Origin of the sequence: Streptomyces sp. NPDC048197 (genome assembly GCF_043202395.1) — a bacterium.
Taxonomy (GTDB): Bacteria; Actinomycetota; Actinomycetes; order Streptomycetales; family Streptomycetaceae; genus Streptomyces; species Streptomyces siderophoricus.
Genome location: NZ_JBIDAJ010000045.1, coordinates 1 through 19,632, shown reverse-complemented (window position 1 = coordinate 19,632; position 19,632 = coordinate 1). Strand labels below are relative to the sequence as shown.

19 protein-coding genes are annotated in these 19,632 nt (G+C 71.4%); 12 read left to right on the top strand and 7 right to left on the bottom strand.

Annotated elements, in window-relative coordinates; translation table 11 throughout:
* Positions 1-7: 7 nt before the first annotated feature.
* From ACGF4C_RS35185 to ACGF4C_RS35165, 5 genes are all read left to right on the top strand, one after another.
* Positions 8-1,126: a phenazine biosynthesis protein gene (locus ACGF4C_RS35185; RefSeq protein ID WP_393572073.1), complete on the top strand. Its 1,119-nt coding sequence runs from the start codon at positions 8-10 to the stop codon at positions 1,124-1,126.
* Positions 1,127-1,128: 2 nt separating this feature from the next.
* The gene (locus ACGF4C_RS35180) at positions 1,129-2,523 is read left to right on the top strand and encodes an aldehyde dehydrogenase family protein (RefSeq protein ID WP_393572071.1); all 1,395 of its coding nucleotides are present in this window, start codon (positions 1,129-1,131) and stop codon (positions 2,521-2,523) included.
* A gap of 96 nt (positions 2,524-2,619) precedes the next feature.
* On the top strand, positions 2,620-3,864 hold the full coding sequence (locus ACGF4C_RS35175; protein ID WP_393572069.1) for an LLM class flavin-dependent oxidoreductase: 1,245 nt from the start codon (positions 2,620-2,622) through the stop codon (positions 3,862-3,864).
* A 28-nt stretch (positions 3,865-3,892) separates the two neighbouring features.
* A complete protein-coding gene (locus ACGF4C_RS35170; protein WP_393572067.1) occupies positions 3,893-5,026 on the top strand; it encodes an acyl-CoA dehydrogenase family protein in 1,134 nt (377 codons plus the stop codon).
* The gene (locus ACGF4C_RS35165) at positions 5,023-6,504 is read left to right on the top strand and encodes an amino acid adenylation domain-containing protein (protein WP_393572065.1); all 1,482 of its coding nucleotides are present in this window, start codon (positions 5,023-5,025) and stop codon (positions 6,502-6,504) included. Before ACGF4C_RS35170 ends, ACGF4C_RS35165 begins: the two co-directional genes overlap by 4 nt.
* Before the next feature lie 47 nt (positions 6,505-6,551).
* Here ACGF4C_RS35165 and ACGF4C_RS35160 read toward each other — a convergent pair whose 3' ends face one another.
* Together ACGF4C_RS35160 and ACGF4C_RS35155 are read right to left on the bottom strand one after the other, a co-directional pair.
* Positions 6,552-7,991, bottom strand: coding sequence for a sensor histidine kinase (locus ACGF4C_RS35160; RefSeq protein WP_393572063.1), 1,440 nt, complete (start codon positions 7,989-7,991; stop codon positions 6,552-6,554).
* Complete coding sequence (locus ACGF4C_RS35155) at positions 7,988-8,722, bottom strand: response regulator transcription factor (protein ID WP_393572061.1); 735 nt, start codon at positions 8,720-8,722, stop codon at positions 7,988-7,990. The genes ACGF4C_RS35160 and ACGF4C_RS35155 overlap by 4 nt, the downstream gene beginning before the upstream one ends.
* Before the next feature lie 146 nt (positions 8,723-8,868).
* On the opposite strand from ACGF4C_RS35155, the gene ACGF4C_RS35150 reads away from it, so the two are divergent.
* From ACGF4C_RS35150 to ACGF4C_RS35140, 3 genes are read left to right on the top strand one after another with little or no spacing between them, the layout of a single operon-like run.
* Positions 8,869-10,230, top strand: coding sequence for a ferric reductase-like transmembrane domain-containing protein (locus ACGF4C_RS35150; RefSeq protein ID WP_393572059.1), 1,362 nt, complete (start codon positions 8,869-8,871; stop codon positions 10,228-10,230).
* A 10-nt stretch (positions 10,231-10,240) separates the two neighbouring features.
* Entirely contained in the window at positions 10,241-10,681 is a 441-nt protein-coding gene (locus ACGF4C_RS35145; RefSeq protein WP_393572057.1) for an FMN-binding protein, read from the top strand.
* Positions 10,674-11,444 (top strand): FAD:protein FMN transferase, encoded by a 771-nt coding sequence (locus ACGF4C_RS35140; protein WP_393572055.1) that lies wholly within the window; start codon positions 10,674-10,676, stop codon positions 11,442-11,444. The genes ACGF4C_RS35145 and ACGF4C_RS35140 overlap by 8 nt, the downstream gene beginning before the upstream one ends.
* A 69-nt stretch (positions 11,445-11,513) precedes the next feature.
* Here ACGF4C_RS35140 and ACGF4C_RS35135 read toward each other — a convergent pair whose 3' ends face one another.
* Positions 11,514-12,416, bottom strand: a complete 903-nt coding sequence (locus tag ACGF4C_RS35135; protein WP_393572053.1) for an alpha/beta fold hydrolase — start codon at positions 12,414-12,416, stop codon at positions 11,514-11,516.
* A 66-nt stretch (positions 12,417-12,482) separates the two neighbouring features.
* Between ACGF4C_RS35135 and ACGF4C_RS35130 the strand changes: the two genes are divergently transcribed.
* Together ACGF4C_RS35130 and ACGF4C_RS35125 are read left to right on the top strand one after the other, a co-directional pair.
* Positions 12,483-13,034, top strand: a complete 552-nt coding sequence (locus ACGF4C_RS35130; RefSeq protein WP_393572051.1) for a helix-turn-helix domain-containing protein — start codon at positions 12,483-12,485, stop codon at positions 13,032-13,034.
* Positions 13,035-13,189: 155 nt separating this feature from the next.
* Positions 13,190-14,746, top strand: coding sequence for a hypothetical protein (locus ACGF4C_RS35125; RefSeq protein ID WP_393572049.1), 1,557 nt, complete (start codon positions 13,190-13,192; stop codon positions 14,744-14,746).
* A 62-nt stretch (positions 14,747-14,808) separates the two neighbouring features.
* Here ACGF4C_RS35125 and ACGF4C_RS35120 read toward each other — a convergent pair whose 3' ends face one another.
* Together ACGF4C_RS35120 and ACGF4C_RS35115 are read right to left on the bottom strand one after the other, a co-directional pair.
* Entirely contained in the window at positions 14,809-15,099 is a 291-nt protein-coding gene (locus ACGF4C_RS35120; protein ID WP_393572047.1) for a hypothetical protein, read from the bottom strand.
* A 124-nt stretch (positions 15,100-15,223) separates the two neighbouring features.
* Entirely contained in the window at positions 15,224-15,919 is a 696-nt protein-coding gene (locus ACGF4C_RS35115) for a TetR/AcrR family transcriptional regulator (RefSeq protein ID WP_393572045.1), read from the bottom strand.
* Between the two features lie 113 nt (positions 15,920-16,032).
* On the opposite strand from ACGF4C_RS35115, the gene ACGF4C_RS35110 reads away from it, so the two are divergent.
* Positions 16,033-17,409, top strand: a complete 1,377-nt coding sequence (locus ACGF4C_RS35110; RefSeq protein WP_393572043.1) for a serine hydrolase domain-containing protein — start codon at positions 16,033-16,035, stop codon at positions 17,407-17,409.
* A gap of 29 nt (positions 17,410-17,438) precedes the next feature.
* On the opposite strand, the gene ACGF4C_RS35105 is transcribed toward ACGF4C_RS35110, so the two are convergent.
* On the bottom strand, positions 17,439-17,576 hold the full coding sequence (locus ACGF4C_RS35105) for a DUF3761 domain-containing protein (RefSeq protein WP_393572041.1): 138 nt from the start codon (positions 17,574-17,576) through the stop codon (positions 17,439-17,441).
* A 67-nt stretch (positions 17,577-17,643) separates the two neighbouring features.
* Positions 17,644-18,255: an NAD(P)H:quinone oxidoreductase gene (gene wrbA / locus ACGF4C_RS35100; RefSeq protein ID WP_393572137.1), complete on the bottom strand. Its 612-nt coding sequence runs from the start codon at positions 18,253-18,255 to the stop codon at positions 17,644-17,646.
* A 243-nt stretch (positions 18,256-18,498) separates the two neighbouring features.
* Between wrbA and sigJ the strand changes: the two genes are divergently transcribed.
* Positions 18,499-19,455: an RNA polymerase sigma factor SigJ gene (sigJ, locus tag ACGF4C_RS35095; RefSeq protein ID WP_393572039.1), complete on the top strand. Its 957-nt coding sequence runs from the start codon at positions 18,499-18,501 to the stop codon at positions 19,453-19,455.
* Positions 19,456-19,632: the final 177 nt, after the last annotated feature.

Below are 19,632 nucleotides of genomic sequence, written 5' to 3'. Positions count from 1 at the left end.
CACCGTCATGGACACCCGTACCCCCACCCCGCTCGTCACCTCCGACGGCCCCGGCTTCCGCGCCGACGATCTGGTCCAAGCGGCGATGGACTGGCACTTCGGTCCGGACACCGGCTCCCGTTTCTGGCTGGAGAAGGCCCGCACCTTCTCCTTCGACCCGCGCAAGGACGTCACCACGCTCGCCGATCTGGCGCTGCTGCCCGACGTCACCGACGAGATCCGTACGGTCCCGGTCGGCGACCTCGTACCCAAGGGCCTGGCCGGTGCCGGGCCGATGCGGGTCTTCGAGACCGGCGGCACCACCGGCCGGCCGCGCCGCATCGTCGACTTCCACGAGTTCCGCCGGCAGGCCGGCTGGTGGTCCTCGTTCCTGGACCGTGAGCAGGTCCCGCAGGGCGGCAACTGGTTGCTGATCGCCCCGACCGGCCCGCATGCCGTAGGCCATGTCCTGCGCGAACTGACCTCGCTGCGATCGGCCGTTCCGCTGCACATCGACCTCGACCCGCGCTGGGTCAAGGAGCTGATGCGCACCGGCCGGGACAAGGAGGCCCAGCACTACATCGAGCACCTGGTCTCCCAGACCATGGACCTGCTGACGACCCAGACCATCGACGTGATGTTCTGCACCCCGCCGCTGCTGGAGGTGCTCGCACAGTCGCCGCGCGCGGTGGAGCTCATCAACCGCAGCGTCCACACCATCTTGTGGAGCGGGGCATCGATGGACCGCGACACCCGGGACATCCTGCGCCATGAGGTCTTCCCCCGGGTGAAGTTGCGCGGTGCGTACGGGAACACCATCACCGGCGTCTCACCGGAGTACGTCCCCACTGCCGCGGACGCGCCGGCGGACGGCTCGTACGACGACGGCAGTGCGGTCTTCGTGCCCTGCTACACCGGCTTCCTCATGGAGATCGTGGACCCCGCGTCCGGCCGGGGAACCGTGCCGTACGGGGCCCGCGGGCGGGTCCTCGCGCACACCCTCACCCGCGAGACCCTGCTCCCCAACAACCTCGAACGGGACCTCGCGACCCGTGTCGCCCCGGTGCCCGGCCATCCGGCCGACGCGGTCGCCGATGTCGCGCCGTACGCCGAGGCCGAGGGCGAGATCATCGAGGGCGTGTACTGAGCATGCCCGCCACCACCGCTTCGGCGCCGCGCACCCTCAATGCCCTTGTGCCGTCCGGGAGTTACGCGCCCCACCGCCGCGAGGCCCTATCCGATGTCGCGGGCCGCCCCATCGCCGACCTGGCGAGGATGCCGCGGCTGGCCGTGGCCCGCACCATCGAGGAAATGCGCCGGGCCGACGCCCCCTCGGCCGACGGGACACGGGAGGTGATCGCCGCCGCGGGCCGCCTCTTCGCCACCGCCACCCTGGACGGCGAGGGCCCGGAGGACTACTGCCACGCCGTGGCCCGGACGGCCGGACTGCCGCTGGCCACCCCCCGTGCCGCGCTCCGCCTCTTCGCCACCGGCACCGCGGCCATCGCGGCCGGTGCGGCCGGCCAGCGGCCGACGGCGGTGGCGGCCCGCCACCCGTGGGCGGGCGAGGCCCCCGCCACCGCCCCGGGCGCCGTCTGGACCCGGAGGGGCGACGTCCTCGCCGTCCTCGCACCCGGCAACCACCCGGGGCCGCACCTCGAATGGCTCACCGCCCTCGCCCTCGGCTACCGGGTCGCGGTACGCCCCTCACGCCGCGACCCGTTCACCCCGGCCCGGTTGGTCCACGCCCTGCGCGCGGCCGGCCTGGACCCCGCGCACTGCGCACTGGTCCCCGGCGGCCACGAGGTCGGCGACGCACTGGTGGAGGCGGCCGACCGGTCCGTCGTCTTCGGTGGCGATGACGTCGTCCGTCGCTACGGCGCGGACCCCTCGGTCTTCGTCCAGGGCCCCGGCCGCTCCAAGATCCTTCTTGCCGAGAACGCCGACTGGCGCGGCCACTTGGACGTCATCGAGGAGTCCCTCACCTCCGGCGGTGGGCTCGGGTGCGTGAACGCCACCGCACTGCTCGTCGAGGGAGACCCCCGCCCGGTGGCCGAGGCACTGGCAGCCCGGCTCGCCCGGCTCCCGGTCCGGCGACCCGAAGCCCCCGACGCGGTCCTGCCCGTCACCCCGCTCGCCCGCGCCCACGCGCTGCGCGACCACCTCGCACGGCGGGCAACGGGAACCGAGGCGCTGCTCGGAGCGGACGGCCTGGTCGCCGACCTGGACGACGGCAGCGCCGCGCTGCGCCCCGCCCTCCACCTCGTCACCGACCCGCGGGATCCCGTCCTCGGTGCCGAAATGCCCTTCCCCTGCCTATGGGTGGCGCCCTGGAACCGCCGCGACGGCCTCGGCCCGCTGCGGCACAGCCTGGCACTGATGACGCTGACCGACGACGCCGACCTGGTCGCCGCGGCCGTCAGCGACCCCACCATCCGCAACGTCTTCCTCGGCACCCGCCCCACCAGCACCTACGTGCCCGGACTCCCCCATGACGGCCATCTCGCGGAGTTCCTGATGACCGCGACCACCGTCGTCCCGTAACCGAACCGCCCCTGAACAGCTCCGCCGGCGGAGCCGAACCCCGCGGCCAACCGGCCGAAGTCCACCAAGTCCCCGGGAAAGCAGAACGGAACAGCCATGAAGTTCCTCCTCTTCATCACCCCGACCGTCCCCGCCACCTTCGAGGAGCGCGAGCGCCTGCGCCCCATCGGCCGCAACAACGAGAAGTACCAGGAGATGCTCACCGAGGTCCGCGAGATCGCCCAGCTCGCGGACGAGATCGGCTTCGACGTCCTCTCCACCACCGAACACCACTTCCACTCCGAGGGCTTCGAACTCTCCGTCGCCCCGCTGCTGCTCTACGCGGACCTCGCCGCCCGCACCGAACGCATCAAGTTCAGCCCGCTCGGCCTCGTACTGCCCTCCTGGGACCCGCTGCGCGTCGCCGAGGAGTTGGCGATGCTGGACCACCTCACCAAGGGGCGCATCTACGGCGGATTCGCCCGCGGCTTCCAGGACCGCTGGCTCAACGTGATGGGGCAGCACACCCGCGTACGCGGCGCCCCGATGGACGGCTCGGCGACCGACGATCACAACCGCAGCGTGTACGAGGAGTACCTGAAGATCGTCAAGATGGCCTGGACGCAGGAGACGATCGACTACAACGGCCAGTACTACCAGGTGCCCTTCCCTTACGAACAGGGCATCACCCGCTGGCCGGCCCAGGAGTGGACCAAGAAGTACGGTGCCCCCGGCGAGCTGGACGAGAACGGCGTCATCCGCCGGGTCTCGGTCGTCCCGGCCCCCTACCAGCAGCCCCACCCGCCGCTGATGCAGCCGTTCTCCCTCAGTGAGAAGACCATCCGCTACACCGCCCGTGAGAACATCACGCCCTGGATCCTCGGCCCGCGGCCCGAGAAGTTCGTCGACCTGTGCCGCGCCTACCAGCAGACCGCCGCCGAGCACGGCCGCGACCTGAAGCTGGGCGAGGGCGTCGGCGCCATGCGCTCCCTCCACTTCGCGGACACGCCGGAGGAGCTGTACGACATCACCGAACGCACCACCTACGCCGCCTTCAACGAGTACCTCGGCGACTTCGGCTTCTGGGAGGCGTTCCGGCTGGCCGACGACGACGAGAAGTACCCCGGCCAGATGCTGCCGAAGAGCGAATGGACCGTACAGCGGATGTTCGACTCGCAGTACGCGCTCGGCGGCACCCCCGAGCAGGTCCGCAGCCAGGTCGCCGAGGTCGCCTCCTGCTACGGCAACGGCGGCGAACTGAGCTGGTTCGGCCTGTACGTGGAGCAGGGGCTGATGCCGCTGGAGGAGACGAAGAAGCAGCTGCGGCTCTTCGGCGAGCACGTCATCTCCCACTACCGCTGATCCTCCCGCCTCCCTGAAGGGCCCGCCCATGGACTTCTCCTGGACCGATCGCCAGCAGGCCGTGTACGACCGTGTGCTGGCCGGCGCCCGTGCACTCGGCGGCACCGTTTCGCGTACGCCCGCCGCCGTCCGCGACCACTGGCGCGCCTGTGCCGAGCTCGGCCTCACCGGTCTGTCGGTTCCCGAAGAACTGGGCGGGCGCGGGTACGACGCCGTGACCACCGCGCGCGCCGTCGAGGCGGCCGGGCGCGGCTGTCCGGACATGGGCCTGCTGTTCTCCGTGCTGGCCCATCTCTTCGCCACGGTCATGCCGATCGCCGAGCACGGCCACGACGCCCTGCGCCAGGAGCTCGTACCGCGCCTGGCCGACGGCACCGCGATCGGCGCCAACGCGATCACCGAGGAGGAGGCCGGCTCGGACGTCACCGCCCTGCGCACCACGGCCGAGCGGCACGGCGACCACTACCTCCTCAACGGCACCAAGTCCTTCGTCAGCAACGCCCCCGTCGCCGATCTCCTGCTCGTCTACGCGGTCACCGACCCGGCGTTCGGCTTCCTCGGCGTCACCTGCTTCGCCGTCGACCGCGACACCCCCGGCGTCACCGTCGGTGCCCCCTTCGACAAGCCGGCCCTCGCCACCTGCCCGGCGGCCACCGTCACCTTCACCGACGCGCCCGTGCCCGCCAGCCGCGTCGTCGGACGCCCGGGGCAGGGCGCCGCCCTCTTCCAGTCCTCCATGCGCTGGGAGCGCAGTTGTCTGTTCGCCGCGTACCTGGGACAGATGTCCCGCCTCATCGAAGAGTGCGTCCAACACGCCACGACCCGCGAGCAGTTCGGGCAACCCCTCGCCGCGCACCAGGCCGTCTCCCACCGCATCGCGGACATGAAGCTCCGCCTGGAGACCGCCCGGCTCCTGCTCTACCGCACCTGCTGGCTCCTGGACCGCGGCGAGCACACCCCGCTCGACATCGCACTGAGCAAGCTGCACACCGCCGAGAGCGCCATCCGGACCGCCCTCGACGCCACGCAGCTCTTCGGCGGCTCGTCCTTCTCCACCCGTACGGACATTGCGCGTGCCCTGAGCGACGCGCTGCCGGCCCGTACCTTCTCCGGCACCTCCGACATTCAGCGCGAGCTGATCGCCAAGGGGCTCGGCCTGTGACCCGCTCCGCCCTTCTCCACGACCTGGTGATCCGCGCGGCCCGCCGCACCCCCGGCGCACCGGCCGTCACCGACCCCGTCACCACCCTCACCTACGCCCAACTCGACGCGGTAGCAGACCAGTTGGCGGCCGATCTGCACAACATCGGAGTCACGGTGGGCGACCGGGTGGCCATCTGGACCGACAAGACCGTGCGGGCCGTCGCCGCCACCCAGGCCGTCCTTCGTCTCGGCGCCGTCTACGTCCCCATCGACCCGCTCAACCCGGCGCACCGCGCGGCACAGATCATCGAGGACTGCACTCCGGCCGCCGTCCTCACCACCGCGGACCGCGCCCCGGCCGTCACCCGGCCCGGCACCGCACTCCTCCTCGACCACCCGGCCGCACCGCACCACACCCCGGGCGCCACGCCCTCCCGCTGTGCTCCGCGCCCCCGTCCGTCACCCGACTCCCCGGCATACATCCTCTACACCTCGGGCTCCACCGGCCGCCCCAAAGGCGTCTGCCTCAGCCACCGCAACGCCTTGGCCTTCGTCGACTGGGCCGTCGACACCCTCCACGCCGCCCCCTCCGACCGCTTCGCGAACCACGCCCCCCTCAACTTCGACCTCTCCGTCCTGGACCTCTACACCGCCTTCGCCGCCGGAGCCTCGGTCCACCTCATCCCCGCCGACCTCGCCTACGCACCCCAGGCGCTGACCGAGCTGCTCGATCACCGGCAGCTCACCGTCTGGTACTCGGTCCCCTCCGCCCTCCAGCTGATGATGCGCGCCGGCGGCCTCCTGGACCGGCCGCTGCCGCAGCTGCGTGCGGTGCTCTTCGCCGGCGAGGTCTTCCCGGCCGACGACCTCCACCGGCTACGCCGGCACTGGCCGGGCAAACGCTTCCTGAACCTCTACGGCCCCACGGAAACCAACGTCTGCACCGCCTACGAACTCCCGCCACCCGGCGCGACGCCCCCGCCGACCCCCACCCCCATCGGCCGCCCCACCTGCGGCAACGACATCACGATCCTCGCCCCCGACAACGAACTGGCCGTCGCCGGCCCCACCGTCATGCTCGGCTACTGGAACCGGCCACCGCACCAGGGCTGGTACCGCACCGGCGACCGCGTACGCCTCACCGAGAACGGCGACCTCCTCTACCTCGGCCGCCTCGACGACACCGTGAAGATCCACGGCATCCGGATGCATCTGACCGAGATCGAGGCGGCCCTCTCCTCCCACCCCCATGTCTCGGAGGCCGCGGCACTGGTCACCCGCTCCGCCCTCGACACCCGGCTGACCGCCTTCATCGTCCCGGCCACCACGACCCCGCCCACACTGCTCACCCTCAAACGCCACTGCGCCACCCGCCTGCCGCGCGGCATCACCATCGATGCCGTCCACCACCTCCCGGCCCTCCCCCGCAACGCCAACGGCAAGGTCGACCGGCAGCAACTACGCCGCGACAGCGACCCAAGCTCCGACGCTCCCTGACCGGCGGGACGCCTGGTGTGGTGGTGACGGGGAGCCGTTCGTGGAACTCACCGACCGGATGCTCCCGCGGGGAAGGTGGCCGTGACCTCGGTGTGCCCGGGGCGACTGGTCAGGGAGACCGCTCCGTGGTGGGCGGTGACGACGGCCTCCACGATGGCGAGTCCCAGACCGGTGCCGCCGGCCGCACGGGAGCGGCTGTGGTCGACGCGGACGAAGCGGCCGAAGACCTCCGGCCGGATCTCCTCGGGCACGCCGGGGCCGTCGTCCAGGACCGTCAACCGGACGTCGTGGTCGTCGGCGGCGAGTCGCACCGTCACGGCGGTCCCGGGCGGGGTGTGGGTCCGGGCGTTGGCGAGCAGATTGCTGACGACCTGGTGCAGGCGGTGTTCGTCACCGGTCATGGTCACGGCCGTCTCGGGGAGGTCGAGCAGCCACCGGTGACGGGGACCGGCCGCCCGTGCGTCGTCGACCGCGTCGAGCACGAGCCGGGTGAGATCCACCGGCGTGCGTTCCAGCGCACGGCCGGCGTCGAGGCGGGCGAGCAGCAGGAGGTCGTCCACCAGCCGGCTCATGCGCTCCGACTCGGCCTGGATCCGCTCCAGGGAACGCCGGATCTCGCCGGGTACCGGCCCCTTGTGCCGGAGGGCGAGTTCCGCATGGCCCCGGACATTCGCCACCGGAGTCCGCAGCTCATGACTGGCGTCGGCGGCGAAGTGCCGCAGCCGGTTCTCGCTGGCGTGGCGGCGCTCCAGTGCGTTGCCGACGTGGCCGAGCATCCGGTTGAGGGCGGTACCGACCTGCCCGACCTCGGTGCGCGGGTCGGCCACCGGCACCGGCGCCGGCATCGCCACCTCGCCGCTGGCCAGCGGCAGCTCGGCGACCCGCGCGGCCGTGGTGGTGACGCGCCGCAGGGGGCGCAGCGACAGCCGTACCCACAGGGCGCCCAGGACGCCGGTGACCACGAGCGCCCCGCCGAACACCGCGGCCTCCACCGCCTCCAACCGGTGCACGGTCTCCTCGACGGGGTGCAGCGGCAGGCCCGTGACCAGCACGTCGCCGTCGTCGCCCGATACCGCGTTGACGCGGTACCGCCCCAGTGCGGCCAGTCGGACGCTGTGTCCGGAACCGTCGGTGGGCAGGGCCGCCAACGCGCGGCGGTCCCCGGCGGACAGCGGCACCGCGGCATCCGTCTGGTCCCGTACGACGGCCGCCTGGGTGGGTGTGCCGCGCAGCAGCCGGGCGCCGAAGGTGCCGTCGGACTGGCCGCGGGTGTCCGGGCGGTTGTCGGCGTCCGGCCGGGCCTCGTGCTCCAGGCTCACCGCGAACCGCCCCGCGGAGGCGGAGAGTTGCTGGTCCAGGCGGCTGACCAGGAACCCTTCGAGCGCGACGACCGTGGTGATGCCGACTGCCAGGCAGGCCAGCGCCAGCAGGGCGACCAGACCGGCCGTGAGCTGGCTGCGCAGGGTGCGGGGGCCGATCCGCGTCACGAGGACTCCGGCTTGAGGACGTATCCGACACCGCGGACGGTGTGGATCATCGGGGTCCGGCCGACGTCGATCTTCTTGCGCAGATAGCTGATGTAGAGCTCGACGACATGGGACCGGCCGCCGAAGTCGTAGGACCAGACGCGGTCCAGGATCTGCGCCTTGGACAGCACCCGCCGGGGATTGCGCATCAGGAAGCGGAGCAGCTCGAACTCGGTGCGGGACAGTTCGACGAGCTCGCCGGCGCGAAGGACCTCCCGCGCCTCCTCGTCCATCACGAGGTCGCCGACGACCAGCCGGTCGCCGTCCGGCTCGCGGGCCATCCCGGCCCGGCGCAGCAGACCGCGCAGCCGCGCCAGTACCTCTTCCAGGCTGAACGGCTTGGTCACGTAGTCGTCACCGCCCGCGGTGATCCCGGCGATCCGGTCCTCGACGGCGTCACGTGCGGTGAGGAAGAGGACACAGACCGTCTGCAGCTCCCGGCGCAGCAGGTGCAGCACCTGCAGGCCGTCGATGTCGGGCAGCATCCAGTCCAGGACGACGGCGTGCGGGCGGAAGGTCCGTGCCGCGGCGAGCGCGGAGGCGCCGTCGGCCGCGCTGCGGACCTCCCAGCCCTCGCCGGCCAGGGCGCCGGAGAGCACCTCGGTGAGGTCCGGCTCGTCGTCGATCACGAGGACCCGTACCGGCGAGCCGTCGGCGCTGTGCAGCGGGGCGGGGGTGCGGTGCATGTGCATGGTGCCTCCAGCATCCCTCGCCCGGTGACCGGCGGAGGTATGAGCCGGCTCTGAGTTTCCTGTGAATCAGCGGGCGGGAGCGCCGCTCAGAGGGTCTTCAGAGGTTGCGCTGCGACGCTGGCGCCGACCACGGAAGGGAAGCCGCCATGAGCACCGTCTCCGCCACCCGCCGGACCACCACCGGCAGCACCCCGCCGCGGCGGCCGCCGTCCCTGGCACCCCTGCTCGCGCACGTCGTGATCTGGGCGGGGGCGGCCGGTGTGCTGGCCCTGTGGTGGACCGGTACGGCGTCGGTCGTGGGCCCGGCGGGCTGGCTGACCGGGGCCGGCCGGATCACCGGGCTGCTGGCCGGCTACGCCTGCGCGGTACTGGTCGCACTGATGGCCCGCGTGCCGCTGCTCGACCACACCCTGGGCACCGACCGCCTGGCGCGCTGGCACGCGGCGGGCGGCCGCTACACCGTCTCGCTGGTGCTCGCGCACATCCTCCTGATCATCTGGGGTTACACCCTCACCACCCGGAGCGGTGTCCTGCACGAGGCGACCACCCTCGTCCTCGACTACCCGGACATGCTCAAGGCCACCGCGGGCTTCCTGCTGCTGGTGGGCACCGGTGTCGTCTCCGCGCGGTTCGCCCGCCGCCGGATGAGCTACGAGGCCTGGCACTACCTCCATTTCGCCACCTACCTGGCGATCTTTCTCGCCTTCGGTCACCAACTCTCCAACGGCGCCGACTTCGTGGGGCGACGGCCCGCCCAGCTCGCCTGGTACGCCATGTATGCGCTGGTGGCAGCGCTGATCGCCGGGTACCGCTTCATCGCTCCGATCCGCCGTGCCCGGCGCCACCGCCTGCGGGTCACCGAGGTCCGGCCGGAGGCACCGGGCGTGGTCTCGGTGCACCTCACCGGCGAACGGTTGGCCGAACTCGGCGCCCGGCCGGGCCAGTTCTTCCGCTGGCGCTTCCTGGCACCGGGCCTGTGGTGGACCGCCAACCCCTACTCCCTCTCCGCACCGCCGCTCCCCCACCACCTGCGCATCACCGTGAAGGAGGCCGGCGGCCACAGCGCGGCCCTCGCCCGGCTGCGGCCCGGCACCCGGGTGTGGGCCGAGGGCCCGTACGGCGCCTTCACCGCAGCGCGGCAGCGCGCATCCAAGGTGCTGCTGCTCGCGGGCGGCGTGGGCATCACCCCCTTGCGGGCACTCTTCGAAACCCTCCCCGGCGAGGTCACCCTCGTCTACCGGGCGCGGCGCCCCGAGGACCTCGCGCTACGCACCGAGCTCGATGCCATCGCCGCGGCCCGCGGTGCGGCCGTCCACTATTTCGTCGACGAACCCGCCGTGTACTCCGCACCGTTGACGGCCCGCGCACTGAGTCGCCTGGTGCCGGACCTGGCCGCGCACGAGGTGTATCTGTGCGGCCCGCCCGGCATGACCACCGCGGCCCGGCGGGCGCTGCGCGGTGCCGGCATACCCCGACGCCACATCCACCACGAGTCGTTCGAGTTCTGAGGAGTCCGCCGTGCGCCGAGCCGTTCTGACCGCAGCGTCGACCAGCGCACTGGTCGTCCTCCTGCTCTCCCTCAAACCCCACCAGCCCGCCGGCCTGACCGGCGACCCGGCCCGGACGGGTGCCGCACCGGCCCCGACGCCCTCCGGACCCGCCTCCCGGGGCAACCGTCCGGCCGACGGCACCTACACCGGCGCCTCGATCAGTACCCGCTACGGCACCGTGCAGGTCATGGCCACCGTCAAGGCCGGCCGGCTGACAACGGTCAAGGTGCTGCGCGCCCCGGCCGAGAACGGTCGCGACCGTGAGATCGCCGCCTACGCCCTGCCGCGCCTGACACAGGAGGCACTGAGCGCGCACAGCGCCCACATCGACGCGGTGTCCGGCGCCAGCTACACCAGTGCGGGATACATCCGGTCCCTGCAGAGCGCACTGGACCGGGCCGGTGTCTGAGTTCCGGCGCGGTCTGCGCCATGTCGAGCGGGCGATGGGCACGGTGTTCTCCTTCGACATCCGCGACGCGCGCACCCCCGCCATCGAGGCCGCCGTGCACGACGCCGTCGCCTGGCTCCACCACGTCGACGAGGTCTTCTCGACCTACCGCTCCGACAGCGCCATCAGCCGGCTCGCCCGCGGCGAGATCGGACTCGACGACTGCCCCGCCGAGGTACCCGAGGTCCTCGACCTGTGCGAGCAGGTGGGAGCCGCCACCCGCGGCTGGTTCAGCGCCACCCCGGACGGCACTCTCGACCCGTCCGGACTGGTGAAGGGCTGGGCGGTCGAACGCGCCGGCCAGCTCCTGCGGGCGGCCGGTGCCCGGCACACCTGCGTGAACGGCGGCGGAGACCTGCAACTCAGCGGTGAGGCGGCGCCCGGCGTGCCCTGGCGCATCGGGATCGCCCATCCGCTGCGTCCGGGGGAACTGTGCGCCGTCGTCACCGGCCGCGACCTGGCCGTCGCCACCTCCGGCAGCGCCGAGCGCGGCCCCCACATCCTGGACCCGCACACCGGCACCCCCGCGGCCGGCCCCGCATCCGTCACGGTGGTCGGCCCCGGCCTGACCACGACCGACGCCTACGCCACCGCAGCGTTCGCGATGGGCGCGGGAGCGCAGGCCTGGCTGGAGGGGCTCGACGGTTACGAGGGCCTCGCGGTAACGGGTGGCGGCGAAGCCTGGCACACCCCGGGCTTCCCGGGAATCCCGTGCGCCGTTTAGCGGGCCTTTCCGGTGCCGGTGCGGAGGTCGCCTTCTCGTCCTACGCCGATCAGGCACGGCGGGCCGTCATCAACGTACCCCTGCGAGCAGGTGATTGACGGCCTCGATCACCGCGTCCGCCCGTTCCTCGTGCAGCCACCCGTGGCCCGCGTCGTCGAGGACCCGCTGTTCGCCGCGCGGGGACTCCGCGGCGACTTCGGCGTGCAGGGCGCGCTTGTTCTCGTTGATCTCGCGGAGCAGCTCCGCGGGCCACAGATGGGCCTGGGTGGCGTCGTGCCCCATGGCCGTGAGCACCATCAGCGGCACGTCAGGGGTGGCCGGGGCGTCCCGGAACTCGGCGGCGACCTTGTCGTAGAGGTTCTGGTTCTCGCGCGAGGCGGTCCGCCACGTGGCGAGGTGGCGCGCGACCAGGGGCTCGCGTACCGACTCCGGCCATGCGGCGAAGTGCTGGGCCATCTGGGCTCGGGACTGCTCGCATTGTTCCGGCGTGGGCTCCGCCGACTCCTGGTTTCCCATCTGCTCCAGCATCTCGTGGAGCTTCTCCCGTGCCTGCCGGGGAGCGCGGGTCACCATGTCCTCGTGGAAGGGGTCGAGCAGGAGCAGGCCGGCCACCTCGTCGGGGAAGCGCCTGGCGTAGTGGCGCGCGTAGGCCCCGCCCAGGGAGTGGCCGATCAGCAGGTAGGGGCCGGGAACGTCGGCGGCGTGGAGCAGTTCCTGCAGTTCGTCGGTCACTTCGCCGGCGGTACGGGGCAGTTCGGCGGGATAGCTCCAGCCGTTGCCCCCGCGGTCGTAGAGCACGCTCGTGGTCAGCTCGGCGACGCGGTGGTGGATGTTCAGGTAGTCCAGGCTCATCAGACCGACCCCCGCGAGGAACACCGCCGTTGGGCTGCCGGTGCCGGAACGGTGCAGCATCAGGCGGCGACCGCCACCGATGTCGTGCAGACGTCCGAGGGGAGGCGCTGTGTCAGTCATGGTCTGCTCCTCTGCGCGTTACATTCTCAGGTTTGAGAACAGTATCAGCTGTGAGAACATAACCGCATGGACACGGTCGACCTCCTCCTGCACCCCGTGCGACTGCGCGTCGTGCATGCCATGTCCGGCGGCCGGACGCTGACCACCTCGCAGTTGTGCGCGCTGCTGCCGGACGTGTCGAAGGCCACCGTGTACCGGCACGTGGGCGTACTGGCGGACCATGGCCTGCTGGAGATCGCGGGCGAGCAGCGGGTGCGCGGCACCGTCGAGCGCCGCTATCGGCTGCGGCGGGAGCGGGCCGCGATCGACGCCGACACCGCCGCTTCGGTTCCGGTCGAGGACCATCGGCAGGTGTTCGCCGTGGCGATGGCGACCCTGCTGTCCGAGTTCAACGCCTACCTCGACCGGCCCGGCGCCGCACCCGCCGCCGACTTGGTGGGCTACCGCCAGCACGCGATGTGGCTCAGCCGGGACGAACTCACCGAAATGATCGGCGAAATGCGCGACGTCCTGGTCCGCCGGATCGCCAACGAGCCCTCACCGCAACGCACCCGCTACCTGATCAGCCCGATCATGTTCCCCTCAGAGGAATCGCCCACAGCCGGCGACGAGGAATAGGGGCGGCCTGACCCTCGGTCGGCGATCAGCGATTCGACCATCGGGGAGGGGGCGATCGCTGATTCGGCGATCACTGATCGGCGATCGGTGCTCGGCGCGTCAGCTCGCAGCGAGAGGGCCGGAACTTGCCCGTCGGCCGACGCGTCGTGACTGGTGTGACGAACAACGAAACGGGCCCGGCCGCCCACCCCGAGAACACCGGGAGCGGGAACACCCGCAACACCGCCAGCACCGCCAGCACCGCCAGCGACACCTTCGTCGAAGACATCCAACAGCTCGCCGTGGCCTGGGAGAAGCTCCACCACGAGTACGAGGACTTCCACGACGGCGCCCACGACCAGCTGGTCCTGGATGCCGCGGCGAAGCTGGGCGCCGCCCCCGGCGGCCCGTTGGCCTATGTGTGGATCTTCGGGCTGGTGCTGGCCCTGCCGCATCTGTCCTGGGTGCCCGGCGACGGGGTCAAGGACGCTGCGCTCCAGGCACTCAGGGCCGCGGAGCCGGTCCTGTCGGCACAGGACTGCGCGCATGACTCCCATCCGTACGACGTCCACGACGACGAAGAGGACGAGGAGTTGGCCGGGTGGCTGGTGTACCTCGTCGACGAGACACAGGAGTGGTACGAGGACCGCCCGCGCGATGAGTGGCGCTGCCCGCGCAACGCCGCCGGGTTCGCGCGCATCGCCCTGCACGTCCTCGACCCCGGCTCGGTCCCTGACATCCCGGCACGGCTCCCACCCGAGGCCCACGCCGCCATCGACACACTGTCGGCGCTGCTTGAGGGCTATCCAAAAACCGATGTCTACGACGAGATCGAGGAGCAGGCCCGGGCCCTGCGTTCCGTCGAGGACCCGGACGACCGGGCCGGACGGATCATGGTGGTCAGGGCGGTTGGCTGGTACGCCATATCGGGCATGGTTCGCCGCAAGGACATCCTCGACGAGCTGATCGAGGCGCTGGAGGAGGCGCTGAGCCACTACCCCGTCGAGCCCTGCGGACACGCCTGGGACGCGCACCCCCTCCTGCCCCCATTCGCACCGGAGGCCGCCAGGCTCGGCATCGAACTCAGCCACGCCGGCGGCCGCGTCCGCCACGAACGCCGCCGCACGGAGCACGGGGACGACGCCGCACCGTTGGAGCTGCTGCTGTGTCCCGCCTTCATCGCCGGGCTCGGGCAGGAGTCCCTGACGCAGCTGCGCACCGGCCGCGACCGTCTCTTCGCGCCGCGCGACGTCGCGCACCTGGACGCGGAGTACCTGGACGCGGACGGCCGTCTGCAGATCGAGAAGATCGCCGAGCGGGTGGAGTACACGTCCCGGAACGAGCAGTACGCCGACGATCTGAGCCTGTGGGCGGCTCGGCGCTTCGAGCGGGCCGCCACCGCGCGCGAGCGTGCCGTACTGCTGCTCGCGGCGCACCAGACCCTGCAGATCGCCTATCCCGAGCCGGCGCGGGCCGTGGCCGAAGACGTGCTGGGGGTGCTGCGTACCGTCGCCACCGCACCGCGCCCGGCCCGGTGCGCCCACGACGACGACCACCCACAGCTGCGGTACTCCGGCTTCCGGCACGCCGTGGCGCACTTCTACGCCCCTGAGGACTTCCCCACCCCCGAACGACCGGAGCAGGCGCGCAGCGAGGCGGCATGGACCTGTCCGCGGTTCTTCGGCGAGGTCGCCGAGGCGGCGGTGCGGAAGCTGGAAGTCGTGGTCGCGTAATAGGTCGTTCTGCTGGACGCTCTTGGAAGTCGTCAGAAGTCGTCAGAAGTCCCGAGAAGACGTCAGTCTTCGTCCGGATAGCGCCAGTTGATGGCGGCTGTGGCAGCCGGCGCGAGTGCCTGGATCCGTTCGCGGAAGGCGGCTTCGAAGTGCGGACGCCAGGTATGGAAGCGACTGATGCCGATCGGGTAGTCGGTCTCGCCGGAGATCCAGTGCCGTCCGCCCTCCACGCTCCACCCGAGACCGACCTCGTGGTCCTGCAGGCCTTCCGCACGGATCAGTTCGACGAGTCCGTTCAGGACGGACTGGGTCTGCGCCTCGTCGGCCAGGCCGTGCACCTCGAAGTCGAGCATGATGTTGACACCCCTGAACCCATGCTAGGTGGACGCGTTCGTGCGGAGCCGCGGATTGGCCCTGCTCCGACGCGCCAGGGAGACGGCGAAGGTGGGCGGGTGACGACCGGGACGGGGATACGGGTCACTCGCGGCGAGCGGCGCTGTCGGTGGTGAGGCGGGCCTCGAAGCCGTCGAGGAGGGACTGGAGGCCGAACGCGAAGGTGTCGTCGGGCGCTGCGGCGTACTCCGTGGCGGCCGTGGTGTTGAGGCGTTCGCGCAGCCGTGGGAATTGCCTGGCGGTCTCGGTGGCGCGGGTCATCGCGTCGGCCATCAGTTGCTCGGCGTCCGCCCCGTTCTTGCTCAGCCGGCGGTTCAGTGAGACCTGTGCGGCAGGGCCGAGCGTGCTGCCGAGCACGAACGTGAGGACGGTGGCGGCCGCCCGGTCCGCGTCGGCGGCGGCGAAACCCGCCTTCTCGTAGATGCCCAGGCTGAGGTCGTTGTGCCGGGCCTGACCGGGGCCGTGCAGGAGGTGGCTGCCGAATGCCTGGCCGAGCCACGGGTGCCGGGTGAGCATCGCGTGCATGCCGGTGGCGTGGGCGGTCGCGGCCGTGCGCCAGTCGGTGGTGTCGAGATCGGGCAGCTCGACCTCGTGCCAGATCGCGTCGCTGGCGAGCCGTACCAACTCGTCCTTGGTCTTGATGTGCCAGTAAACGGCCGTGGCGGCCGAGCCGAGCCGTTTCGCCAGGCTCCGCATGTTGAGGCCGTCCAGCCCCTCGTCGTCGAGCAGCTCGATGGCCTCACGGACGATCCGGTCTGCGGTCAGGGTGTCTCGCGGCATGGCCGCCATGCTACTTGAACTTAGTTAAGTCCGCTCACGCCCAGTCTTGCACTTTGTTCAAGTGAGGCCTACGCTCCTTCTCGTACTTAGTTCAAGTGCCCGAAGGGGGAGCCATGTTGCAGGACAAGCTGTCGGAGTTCGTCACCACGCAGGCCACGGAGCTCGGCGTTCCGGGTGTCGCCGTGGGGGTGCTCCTGGACGGCGAGGAGATCTACGCCTCGCACGGCGTCACGAGCCTCGCCAACCCGACGCCGGTCGACGAGAGAACGCTCTTCCACCTGGCGTCGGTGTCCAAGACCTTCACGGCGACCGCGCTGATGCGCCTGGTCGCCGAGGGGAAGGTGGACCTGGACGCGCCGGTGCGGCGTTACGTGCCCGAGCTGAAGCTGGCCGACGAGCAGGCCGCGGCCCAGATCACCGTCCTGAACCTTCTCAACCACACCGCGGGCCTGGACTGGAACCTGATCGACGACGGCGAGGGCGACCGCTCCCTGGCCGGCCTCGTGGCCAAGCTGCCCGAACTGCCGCTGATCGCGCCGCCCGGGGCCCGCGCGTCGTACAGCCAGGCCGGATACAACCTGGCCGGGCGGGTGGTCGAGAAGGTCACGGGCCTGCCTTTCGAGCAGGCCATGGCCTCACTCGTCCTGGAGCCGGTGGGCCTGTCGGACACCGTGTACGGACTGGCGCAGGTGATGGTCCGCAAGTTCGCCGTGGGCTACAACCGGGGCGACGACGGCGAACTGCGCGCCGCCCGGCCCTGGGGAGCGTTCAAGGAGGGCGCGCGCGGCGACAACCCCGGCGGCGGCCTGGCCTCCTCGGTGAGCGACCTGCTGCGCTGGGCACGGTTCCAACTCGACGACGGAGCGGGCCTGTTGCCCGCCGCGGAGCTGCGCCGCATGCGGGAGCAGACGGTCGCGCTGCGCGCCAGCACCCTCGGCGACGGCTTCGGCATCTGCTGGTTCCTGCACGACCTCGACGGCCTCCAGGGCATCGGCCACGGCGGCTCGGGTAACGGCCAGTTCGCCGAACTGCTCATCGTGCCCGAACGCAACTTCGCGGTGGTCTCGCTGGCCAACGTCGGCCCCGACGGCTACCCCTTCAACCAGTCCGTCGTGCGGTGGGCGCTGGAGCACTGCCTCGGCGTGGTCGAAAAGACGGCGGAGCCGCTCCCCTACGACGCAGAAAAGGCCCAACAGGTCGTCGGCCGCTACGACATCGACGCCATGAACCTCGACCTCGCCACCGACGGCACCCGCCTCACCCTTGCGGTCGGCATCAAGCCGGAGATCCGCCAGGCATCGGACGAGGAGATGCCCCCGGACTACCCGGCCGCGGCCATCGGCTTCCTCCCCGGCGACGGCGACGAGTACATCGTCACCGAAGGCGGCCTCAAGGACCAGCGCGGCTACTTCTCCCGCGACGCCGACGGCACCATCACCGGCATCGACCTCGCCGGCCGGCTCTTCAACCGCACCACGGAAGCATCCTGATCCCACAGAGGCGCCCAGTAGGCGCTTCTCTACGAAGGCACACTGGCCAGCCAGACAGCCACGCCATGGTGATGCGAGCAGGTACCCCGACGGTGGGCGGAATAGCTGTAGGAACCGTCGTTGCACCGGGCAGTGCCACCGGCCGGCGCTTGCTGCGAGCCGGCCAAGGACGAAGAAGAACACGTATCACCCGGCCCGCAGGTGAGCCCCCGCCATCACGGGGGCTCACACGGATCAGGCGGTGCGGGCGGCCTTGAGGGAAGCCGTTGTGTCGACGACGCGGCGGGCCTGGTGGCGGGCCGCCTGCAGGGCGACCTCGCCGGGCGGGCCGTCGGCGGTCACGTGGGACGTGCCGTAGGGGTTGCCTGACTGGAACTGGATGGGGTCGGTGTAGCCGGGGGGCACGATGATGCCGCCCCAGTGGTAGAACGTGTTCGCCAGCGCCAGGAGGGTGGATTCCTGCCCGCCGTGGGCGGTGTTGGAGGCGGTGAAGGCCGAGTACACCTTGTCCGCGAGCTTGCCCTGGAACCACAGCGGGCCGGTGGTGTCGATGAACGCCCTGAGCTGGCTGGCCGGGTTGCCGAAGCGGGTGGGGGTGCCGAACAGTACCGCGTCGGCCCACTCCAGGTCGTCGTGGCCGGCCTCGGCGACCTCGGCGGTGTCCGCCAGGTGTTGGGCCCACTCGGGCCGTGCGTTGACCGCCTCCGGTGGGGCCGTTTCGGCAACCTTGCGCAGTCGCACGTGGGCACCGGCCTTCTCCGCGCCCTCGACGGCGGCTTGCGCCAAGGTATGTACGGTGCCGGTGGAGCTGTAGTAGATGATCGCGACGTTCACGGGTTCCACGATCGGTTTCCTTCCATTGTCGGTCCGATTGGAGTCGGCCTCATGGGGCCGGCCTCAGCCGGGCCGGTCTCAGCCGGGCCGGTCTGATGGGTACGACGAGGCAGCCCGGTGAGGTGTGAGGTGCGACCCTCATAGTCGAGGTGACGTGCGGATCTCACAGTGGGAAGTGACGTGCGGACCTCACAGTTCGAGGTGACGGGTCGTCGTAGAGGGTGAGGCAGAGCATCCGAAGGAGCCGGTGACACCATGACCCACCCATCCGGACCCGAGCCGCGACCTGGCCGGACCGATCCGCAGCTGAGCGCGATCATGAGCGAGCGACGTCAGCTGACCAACCTCGCGTACCGACTGCTGGGCTCCCTGGCCGATGCCGAGGACGTCGTGCAGGAGACCTACGCCCGCTGGTACGCCATGTCATCGCAGCAGCAGGAAGCCATCGGCTCCCCGGGTGCCTGGCTCACGACCGTCGCCAGCCGTATCTGCCTCGACCTGCTCGGGTCTGCGCGGGCCAGGCGGGAGCGTTACGTGGGCGAATGGATCCCGGAACCGCTGCCCGACCGTACGGAGTGGATCAGCGGGCGGCCGGGCGCCGGCATCGTCGACCCGGCCGACCGCGTCACCCTCGACGAGTCGGTCAACATGGCCTTCCTCGTCGTGCTCGAGGCGATGACCCCGGCGGAGCGCGTCGCGTTCATCCTGCACGACGTCTTCCGCTACTCCTTCCCCGAAGTGGCCGAGATCGTCGGCCGGAGCCCGGCGGCATGCCGTCAGCTGGCTTCTTCGGCCCGTCGGCGCCTACGTGCCCCGCAGCCTGGCGAGGGCGCTACCACGGCCCGGCACGCCGACGTCGTCAGAGCCTTCAAGCAGGCGTGGGAGGCCAAGGACATCGACGCCCTCATCGGCTTGTTGGCCCCCGACGCCACGGCGACCGGCGACGGCGGCGGACTCGTCACCGCGGCGCTCCACCCCGTCGAAGGCGCCGAGCAGGTCGCACGCTTCTTCGCCGACCGACCGGGTGCGGCGCCCGGCATGACGCTTGTGGAACGTACCGTCAACGGACAGCCGGGGCTGGTGGCTGAACGGGACGGCGCCACCGTATCGGTGATGGCGTTCGACGTCACCGGCGACCGGATCCATCACATCTGGGCCGTCCTCAACCCCGAGAAGCTCCGTTCCTGGGCGACGGGCTCGCGGACCCCGTAGGCCGGCCCGACTGCCTGGCTTTCCCCGGGGGTTCGGCCGGCCACATCCCCGTGCCCCCGGCCCGCCGCCGTCGCCGTCAGCCGCGTCCGGTGAACTGCTGCCCGACGCCGAGCCGGCGCAGGTCGGTGAGGACCTTGGGGTCCTGGGCGTCGAGCCAGTCGCAGAGCTGGCGGAAGG

Excerpts from the sequence above, each read along its gene's own strand:
- ACGF4C_RS35185 (WP_393572073.1), top strand. The coding sequence starts at position 8 with ATGGACACCCGTACCCCCACCCCGCTCGTCACCTCCGACGGCCCCGGC.
- ACGF4C_RS35180 (WP_393572071.1), top strand. The coding sequence starts at position 1,129 with ATGCCCGCCACCACCGCTTCGGCGCCGCGCACCCTCAATGCCCTTGTG.
- ACGF4C_RS35175 (WP_393572069.1), top strand. The coding sequence starts at position 2,620 with ATGAAGTTCCTCCTCTTCATCACCCCGACCGTCCCCGCCACCTTCGAG.
- ACGF4C_RS35170 (WP_393572067.1), top strand. The coding sequence starts at position 3,893 with ATGGACTTCTCCTGGACCGATCGCCAGCAGGCCGTGTACGACCGTGTG.
- ACGF4C_RS35155 (WP_393572061.1), bottom strand. The coding sequence starts at position 8,722 with ATGCACATGCACCGCACCCCCGCCCCGCTGCACAGCGCCGACGGCTCG.
- ACGF4C_RS35150 (WP_393572059.1), top strand. The coding sequence starts at position 8,869 with ATGAGCACCGTCTCCGCCACCCGCCGGACCACCACCGGCAGCACCCCG.
- ACGF4C_RS35135 (WP_393572053.1), bottom strand. The coding sequence starts at position 12,416 with ATGACTGACACAGCGCCTCCCCTCGGACGTCTGCACGACATCGGTGGC.
- ACGF4C_RS35130 (WP_393572051.1), top strand. The coding sequence starts at position 12,483 with ATGGACACGGTCGACCTCCTCCTGCACCCCGTGCGACTGCGCGTCGTG.
- ACGF4C_RS35120 (WP_393572047.1), bottom strand. The coding sequence starts at position 15,099 with ATGCTCGACTTCGAGGTGCACGGCCTGGCCGACGAGGCGCAGACCCAG.
- ACGF4C_RS35115 (WP_393572045.1), bottom strand. The coding sequence starts at position 15,919 with ATGCCGCGAGACACCCTGACCGCAGACCGGATCGTCCGTGAGGCCATC.
- ACGF4C_RS35110 (WP_393572043.1), top strand. The coding sequence starts at position 16,033 with ATGTTGCAGGACAAGCTGTCGGAGTTCGTCACCACGCAGGCCACGGAG.
- sigJ (WP_393572039.1), top strand. The coding sequence starts at position 18,499 with ATGACCCACCCATCCGGACCCGAGCCGCGACCTGGCCGGACCGATCCG.